The sequence below is a fragment of the Streptococcus sp. 2154 genome (assembly GCF_013277255.1).
GTDB lineage: Bacteria > Bacillota > Bacilli > Lactobacillales > Streptococcaceae > Streptococcus > Streptococcus pseudopneumoniae.
Window position 1 is genome coordinate 1 of sequence record NZ_VMMK01000092.1, and the last position, 2,782, is coordinate 2,782.

1 protein-coding gene and 1 pseudogene are annotated in these 2,782 nt (G+C 38.5%); both read left to right on the plus strand.

The window, feature by feature from the left end; all coding sequences use genetic code 11:
* Positions 1–524, plus strand: a pseudogene (locus HT693_RS11525) (IS630 family transposase); the annotation flags it as partial.
* A 193-nt stretch (positions 525–717) separates the two neighbouring features.
* On the plus strand, positions 718–2,697 hold the full coding sequence (locus HT693_RS11530; protein ID WP_172925201.1) for a peptide ABC transporter substrate-binding protein: 1,980 nt from the start codon (positions 718–720) through the stop codon (positions 2,695–2,697).
* Positions 2,698–2,782 lie beyond the last annotated feature (85 nt).

Sequence of the window (2,782 nt, forward strand, 5' to 3'; positions counted from 1 at the left end):
GTAAGGTTCGCTTGGTGTACCAAGATGAGGCTGGTTTCGGTAGAATCAGTAAACTGGGATCTTGTTGGGCTCCAATAGGAGTAGGTCCACATATCCATAGTCACTATATACGAGAATTTCGCTATTGTTATGGAGCTGTTGATGCCCATACAGGCGAATCATTTTTCTTAATAGCTGGTGGATGTCATACTGAGTGGATGAACGCCTTTTTAGAAGAGCTTTCACAAGCTTATCCAGATGATTATCTTTTACTCGTTATGGACAATGCTATATGGCATAAATCAAGTATCTTAAAGATTCCGACTAATATTGGTTTTGCATTTATTCCTCCATACACACCAGAGATGAACCCCATTGAACAAGTGTAGAAAGAGATTCGTAAACGTGGATTTAAGAATAAAGCCTTTCGAACTTTGGAAGATGTCATGAATCAACTTCAAGATGTTATACAAGGACTGGAGAAGGAGGTGATAAAGTCCATCGTTAATCGGAGATGGACTAGAATGCTTTTTGAAAGTAGATGAGTATTAGAAGGAAGGTCAACAAGATTCTTTTCTGGTTATCAGAAGAGAATCTCTGTTGGCTTTTTTGGCATAAATGAACAATTTTATTTTTCAGAATATATCAAATATAACAAATAACTCTTAAAATTCAGAAAATTCTATTGACAGGACTTGAAAAAGAGTCTATAATGAATAAAAAACAAAGGAGAATACTATGAAAACAAGAAAAGTATTGGCTCTTGCGGGAGTAACCTTATTAGCAGTTGGTGTTTTAGCTGCTTGTTCTGGGGGTTCAGGTGCTCAAGGTGAAAAAACCTTTGCATTTACTTACGAGACACATCCAGATAATCTCAACTATTTGACAACTGGTAAGGCAGCAACTTCTGAGATTACTAGTAATGTGATTGATGGATTGCTTGAAAATGATAAATACGGGAACCTTGTTCCTTCATTGGCAGAAGACTGGTCAGTTTCTAAGGATGGCTTGACTTATACTTATAAGATTCGTCAGGACGCCAAGTGGTATACATCTGAGGGAGAAGAGTACGCTCCTGTTAAGGCTCAGGACTTTGTGACAGGTCTTAAATATGCAACAGATAAGAAAGCGGATGCTCTTTACTTGGTACAGGATTCAATCAAAGGTCTGGATGCCTATGCAAAAGGTGAAATCACAGACTTTGCTCAAGTTGGGATTAAAGCCCTTGACGATCAGACAGTTCAATACACCTTGAACAAACCTGAAACTTTTTGGAATTCTAAAACAACTATGGGTGTGCTTGCGCCAGTCAATGAAGAGTTTTTGAATTCAAAAGGGGATGATTTTGCCAAAGCTACGGATCCAAGTAGTCTCTTGTATAATGGACCTTATTTGTTGAAATCCATTGTGACAAAATCCTCTGTTGAATTTGCGAAAAATCCGAACTACTGGGATAAGGACAATGTGCATATTGACAAGGTCAAATTGTCATTCTGGGATGGTCAAGATACTAGCAAACCTGCAGAAAACTTTAAAGATGGTAGCCTTACAGCAGCTCGTCTCTATCCAACAAGTGCAAGTTTCGCAGAGCTTGAGAAGAGTATGAAGGACAATATTGTCTATACTCAACAAGACTCTATTACGTATCTAGTTGGTACAAATATTGACCGTCAGTCCTATAAATACACATCTAAGACCAGCGACGAACAAAAGGCATCGACTAAAAAGGCTCTCTTAAACAAGGATTTCCGTCAGGCTATTGCATTTGGATTTGACCGTACAGCCTATGCCTCTCAGTTGAATGGACAAACTGGAGCAAGTAAAATCTTGCGTAATCTCTTTGTGCCACCAACATTTGTTCAAGCAGATGGTAAAAACTTTGGCGATATGGTCAAAGAGAAATTGGTCACTTATGGGGATGAATGGAAGGATGTTAATCTTGCAGAATCTCAGGATGGTCTTTACAATCCAGAAAAAGCCAAGGCTGAATTTGCTAAAGCTAAATCAGCCTTACAAGCAGAAGGTGTGACATTCCCAATTCATTTGGATATGCCAGTTGACCAAACAGCAACTACAAAAGTTCAGCGCGTCCAATCTATGAAACAATCCTTGGAAGCAACTTTAGGAGCGGATAATGTAGTCATTGATATTCAACAACTACAAAAAGACGAAGTAAACAATATTACATATTTTGCTGAAAATGCTGCTGGCGAAGACTGGGATTTATCAGATAATGTCGGTTGGGGTCCAGACTTTGCCGATCCATCAACCTACCTTGATATCATCAAACCATCTGTAGGAGAAAGTACTAAAACATATTTAGGGTTTGACTCAGGGGAAGATAATGTAGCTGCTAAAAAAGTAGGTCTATATGACTACGAAAAATTGGTTACTGAAGCTGGTGATGAGACTACAGATGTTGCTAAACGATATGATAAATACGCAGCAGCCCAAGCTTGGTTGACAGATAGTGCCTTGATTATTCCAACTACATCTCGTACAGGGCGTCCAATCTTGTCTAAGATGGTACCATTTACAATACCATTTGCATTGTCAGGAAATAAAGGTACAAGCGACCCAGTCTTGTATAAATACTTGGAACTTCAAGACAAGGCAGTTACTGCAGATGAATACCAAAAAGCTCAAGAAAAATGGATGAAAGAAAAAGCAGAATCCAATAAAAAAGCGCAAGAAGAACTTGCCAAACATGTCAAATAAAACAAAAAGAGACTGAGTCAAAAGTCCTAAAAATAAGAAAAACGCATAGTATCAAGGTACAATTCTGAACTGCACCCCAAAAGTT